Source organism: Arthrobacter sp. H20 (assembly GCF_000520515.1).
Lineage (GTDB): Bacteria > Actinomycetota > Actinomycetes > Actinomycetales > Micrococcaceae > Arthrobacter_D.
Genome location: NZ_AZRY01000231.1, coordinates 1 through 5,147 on the forward strand (window position 1 = coordinate 1; position 5,147 = coordinate 5,147).

General features: G+C 61.6%; 5 protein-coding genes. 2 read left to right on the plus strand and 3 right to left on the minus strand.

Going from position 1 to position 5,147, the window contains the following annotated elements; genetic code table 11:
- Positions 1 to 269 precede the first annotated feature (269 nt).
- The 3 genes from Y703_RS0102180 to Y703_RS0102190 form a co-directional block, all read right to left on the minus strand.
- Positions 270 to 1,811, minus strand: coding sequence for a P-loop NTPase family protein (locus tag Y703_RS0102180; protein ID WP_026551410.1), 1,542 nt, complete (start codon positions 1,809 to 1,811; stop codon positions 270 to 272).
- Positions 1,812 to 1,907: 96 nt separating this feature from the next.
- A complete protein-coding gene (locus Y703_RS0102185) occupies positions 1,908 to 2,504 on the minus strand; it encodes a hypothetical protein (RefSeq protein WP_253907901.1) in 597 nt (198 codons plus the stop codon).
- Positions 2,505 to 2,518: 14 nt separating this feature from the next.
- A complete protein-coding gene (locus Y703_RS0102190; protein ID WP_026551412.1) occupies positions 2,519 to 3,586 on the minus strand; it encodes a CHAP domain-containing protein in 1,068 nt (355 codons plus the stop codon).
- Positions 3,587 to 3,718: 132 nt separating this feature from the next.
- Between Y703_RS0102190 and Y703_RS0102195 the strand changes: the two genes are divergently transcribed.
- Together Y703_RS0102195 and Y703_RS0102200 are read left to right on the plus strand one after the other, a co-directional pair.
- Complete coding sequence (locus tag Y703_RS0102195) at positions 3,719 to 4,441, plus strand: helix-turn-helix domain-containing protein (RefSeq protein WP_026551413.1); 723 nt, start codon at positions 3,719 to 3,721, stop codon at positions 4,439 to 4,441.
- On the plus strand, positions 4,438 to 5,147 hold a 710-nt coding region (locus tag Y703_RS0102200), incomplete at its 3' end, for a hypothetical protein (protein ID WP_026551414.1). The genes Y703_RS0102195 and Y703_RS0102200, both read left to right, overlap by 4 nt.

Below are 5,147 nucleotides of genomic sequence, written 5' to 3' on the forward strand. Positions count from 1 at the left end.
CTGTCCGTTGATGTGGTCGAGGTCGACAGTTTTCAGGTAGCTGTGCACTAGTCTCGCGACTAGATCGCTCCTGGTTTCATCAGTAGCCGCAACGACAGCTGCCAATTTTTCGGCGTCGTTGATCGGCAAGCGTGCAGTGATGACGTGGCGTGTGCCTTTGCTGCGCTGTGCCATGGTCCCTCTTCCGGTTGAAGCTGTACCCCCGATCCAACCTGAATCTGATTGAGTTAAGTGGGACATGTTTCGGCGTGTCGCCGTCCATACTGCGCTCACAATCCCTGCGCTACTGCTGCGGCTGCTGCTAGCCAGGCACGTTGCGTAGCTGGTTTGAGGGCGTTGTGCCGGATGCGTCCGGCTTTGAGTGCCTGGTCGTAGGGGACGGTGACGACGCGGCGCACCAGTGGCGCGAATCCGTCTGCAATTCGGCGGGCTTCTTCGCCGTCCTCGGCTTTCCATTGGGAAATGATGACTACCGCGTTCGCGGCCAACTGGGCTGAGTGTTCATCTCGTGCGGCGAGGGTTTGCAGGGTGAGTTTCGCGGCCTCTGCGCGGTCCTCCATGGTTGTTGTGGGGATGACGAGCTGGTTGGTGTGGCCGATCATGGCCCGCCAGTTCGCGGCCCTCGCTGTGTTTCCGGAGTCCATGACGATCATGCGGTAGTACTTCGCGGCCACGGAGTGAACGGCGTCCACTTCGTCGGCGGAGATCTCGTGGTCTCCTTCGTCGTTCTCATCTGAGCGCAGCACGTCGTACTTGTCTTCGGTCTGGTGGTGCACGTAGTGGGCTAGCAGGGCGTTGTGGGCGGTGGGGGAGAGTAGCTGTTCTTTGTCGCGCAGCAGGTCCAGCACGCTTGACGTGTGTGGGCCTTGCTCGGTGCGCCAGCCTAGTGTGCCTTGGTTCTCGTTGTTATCCCACGCGAGGACACCGCCGCCGCCGTAGCGGGCGAACACTGCGGCCAGTGCTGCAACGGTCGGGGTCTTGTTGGCCCCGCCTTTACGGTTCACGACGGCGATAGTGCGTGGTCCCGGCCAGTGCTGAGAGACAGCGTGAATGTCGACGCGTTCGGCCATTTCCGATTCGGACGGGCTCATACGCAAACCCATCCGGCTCATAGCGCCGCGGAATCCCTGGGTCGCTGGCTGCACCACCGGATCACTGACCAGGAACGACGTGTCTTTGAGACTCCGCCGCGTTGATACCTCCTGTACCGGAGCTGCGGGTGCTGGAGCGTCGGTGGCTGCTGGTGGTGTTGGCTGTACGACAGTAGTAGGCGCCGTATCAGGCGACAGTGTTAGCGGGGCGGGTGCAGCCGCTGCCTGTGGCTTCTGCGCCGCTGGTGCGGGCGCTGAGGCTGGGACAGCGGTTATCGGCGGCACAGGGGCACTGGAGGGCTCCTGAACGGCTTCGGCTGGCGCTATGGGAGGAAGCGGCCTGTCGAAATCGGATCGCTTGATCGTGTCCTCAGCTCCTTCGTCAACGCTGACGATAGTTGGCGGGGTCGTGGTGGTGACGGGCGTTTCAGCCCGGCGTCTGCGGCCTTTGGTTTCAGCGGCGATTTCATCGATATCCCCGTCCGGGTGGACCACGAGTTCACCGTCTCCCTCGGGGCCTTCGGTGTAGACGCGGACCGGGCGGCTGAGCACTCCGGCTAGATCGGTGACGATCTTCATGGCTTCGCGGCGCAGCGTGGTTTCGTCGGGTGCGTCGATGGGCCGGGAGTTCCCGGAGATCACGACTTCTCCGGTGCCGTTGGCCCGGACAACGGCTCGGACATGGGGGAAGGTCGAGACTTCGACCTGGCTGGTGGTCATGGTGATGGTTTCCTTACGTCAGAGGCGGATCGGTAAGAGCTGATTCGTTCGTTTAGCAGGTACTTGTTCGGCTGGGTTGTTCGGGTGCTGGTCTGGTTAGTTGGTGCCTTCGGGCGGGTAGAGCCGGTTGACTTTCCACGGCTCATCCTGACCTTGGCGCAAGAGCTGAACCCCGTAGTCGCCTATGTCCGTCGGCACGGTGGCAATCACGCCGAACCCGTTGGTTTCATCAATGTCTAGGGTCGCGGGGCCGGTTACTTCGGTCACTGGTACGTTTGCCGGGTCTACCGCTGAGTAGGCGGTGGTGGCGTCTGGGGTGAGCCAGCGGGCGAAGTCGTTCGCCCATTGGGTTTCTTCCACGTCGGGGCGGGCGAAGTCCGCTAGCGCGTCCTCAGCCACCTGTTTGGCGGCGTCCTCATCTTCGGGGGTCCATTCGGGATTCTCGGGCACCTGGTCTGTGTCTGGTGCCTGGGGGCCGGGATTCTCGGGCACCTGGTCTGTGTCTGGTGCCTGGGGGCCTTCTCCGACGCTCTGCGAGGGCGTGTAGGTGCTGGTCGGTGTCGGCTCTGGTTCCGAGTATCGTGCTGGTGCGCCAGTCTGTTCTCCGTTGAAACACGCGGTACACAACAGCACCGTTGCGGCGGTCATGGCCAGACCGGTGGCCTGGAAGTATCTTTTGCGAGAGTGGCTCATGAGGGGTGTTCTCCTTAGTCGTCGCTGGGGAAGTAGAGGTAAGCGCTGACCTCGTCGGGCTGGATATTGCGGGTGCTGTATTGGTGATCGTTGGGTGGTGCCATGCCGTTGTATTCCTCGATCGCCACGGTGCCGTCGTCGTTGATTCCGGCGACGATCGCGACGTGACCCACTGTTCCGGCTCCGCCAACGTTGGCCGCGTAGTAGGCCACGGCTCCGATCTGGGGTTCTTGACCGGTATCCCAGCCTTGGCGGTGCCAGGCGTTGATCCAGGTTTCGGCGTTGCCGAGGGTGAGGTCTGAGTTGTGGAACTTCCACGGATCGGACGTGACGCCGGCCATGGCGTTCAGGCGCCAGAGAGCGAAGTCCGTGCATTCCCTGTTGTACATGCCCAGCGGGGACACAGCCCCTGCCGGGCAGGTGCCCCCGATGGGGCAGAAAGCCGAGTCAGGCCACGGCAGATCATCGCCAACGCCTGCGAGCTGCGGACCCTCGGTGAGGCAGGTATCGAGTCCTTCAACGTCAGCGACGGCGGCAACCACGTCGATGGCATCCACCCAATGTTGTTGGTAGTGGAAGGGGGCGGCGTTGCGCTGCACCTGGTGGGCGGCTTCGCTGGGGGACAGGGATTCCCAGCCGTCCACGTCTTGGAGGGCGGTGAAAAAGTTGGTGGAGCTGGTCTTGGGATCCATCCGGTCTTCGTAGGACCCCCACGTACCGTTATCGCGTTGTTGAAACAATCCCCGGCTGTCCGGGCCGGGACCGTCGCCCCGGTCAAGGACTTCGAGGCTGGATTCACCCATCGCGGTCATGACGCCGATGGTCTGAGCTTTCACGCTCACATCCAGTGCGTCGCCTGCGCTGACGATCAGGGCGGCGTTGACCAACTGCTCACCGGAATATCCCGCAATGGCTTCCGTGGGTAGATCCTCGGGGTCTATCTCTGAATCGCTCGCGGGGGTGCACTCGCTTGCTGACGCGGGTTGTTCGCTGCCGTTGAGGAGCACCACGATGAGAATCAGACCGAGAAACAGCGCTGGAACCAGCGCCGCGGCCGTATACATGAGACCTTTAGACTGCATCCATTACCTCGCATCACCACTCACCAAAACTCACACTCTTACAGTTTTTATCATAACGTGCTTTTTGTGAAGTACTGGATGGGTGGTTGGTTAGGATGAACCTGTCAGCTCCCCGTCCGGAAGGCCCATCGCATGCCCCTCGCCGCGCATGAGTTTCAGCGGTGGTCTGATGCCCGGATTCCGGGGCAGAGCGTGCGTGAGATTTCCCAGGCCACGGGAATTAAGTGGACTACCGTGCATCAGCAGATCGTGCGGGGAAAAGTAGCCGAGGCCACGGTCGTGGCGGTGGCCCGCGCATATGAGATCCCGCCGCTGTCCGCGTTATCTGACTTTGAGCTGTACGCGGACCTCGCCTCGGGGGTGAAACCGCCAACAGATGCCGAGCTGATCAGCCAAATCCACTACCTGGATATCCTGCGCGAAGTTCTCGTCCGGGCCGATGAGCTGCTGCCGTTCATGCCCGGTGACCTCAGAGCGTTCCCCCATGCGGATTCCCTCCGGGCCTGGATTGATGCCATTGATCCAGGGGATCTGCGCACAGCGATGGCAGCCCGCCTCGGAGTGACCTCCTCAACGTTCTCTTCCCGGCTGAAACGAAGTCTCCCTGCCGATATTGCCGTCGACGTCGCCCGGCACACAGGCATATCGCTAGCTAGCGGGCTCATTGTGACTGGCTTGCTCACGGAAAACGAGGGTGGTTGGCCGCCAGAAGCTCGACTCAATGCCTTGCACTCCCTAAGCGACAGTGAGCTTCTCTGCGTGGCTGCACAGAAACTTTCCGTGCAGAACCGAAAGTACTGGGGCAAGGACCATGACCGGGACCAGGCGAAGGAATTTTGGGACAATCTGGGATGAGTGAACTGATAGCTGTCATCATGCTGGCCGTATGCCTGACGCTGGCCGCCCTGCGCATTCCTGCAGCGCTGAAGGGTCAGAACCAAGCCACGCTGCTTGCGTTCTTCCTCATGAGTGTCGTCGTTGCTCTAGCAATACCGGCGGTCTATCTTCCGGTGGATCAGGCACTGGGCGGCGTCAACGCCGCCAATCTTGTCTCGCGGCTGACCCTGAATGCGCTGTTCGTTGTCGTGGGCCTGCGGGTGGCCGACGCGCTGTCCTCTCGATCGGTGCGCGATGTCATTACCGGGCCGTGGGGACAGCGTGTCTTTGTGGCGACGTCGCTGACCATCGCTGCCGCCTTCTGGGCCGCTAACGTACCGGTTTCATCAATGGGACTGAACGCCTACGACGATCAGTTCTGGGTGGAGATGTACCGGCTGGCGAGCCGGATGTACCCAGCTTTCATTGCCTTACTGCTCGTGCCCGCCTGTTACCGGGTCGCCAGGGCGGAGATCGGGCTACCGTTACTGCGGATCGCATCGGCCTTATTCGCAGCCGGATTCGCCTTGGTTTCTACCCTTCCGCTCATTCTTCTGGCTGGGGTGTGGACTGATGTCCGCTTACTTGAGGACCTGGTGACCTACCTGTCGCTGGGCCTGGTAGCAAGTGCTCCGACCATCATCTGGGCTTCAAAGCGGCACTACGCGAAGAAGGAAAAGACTCT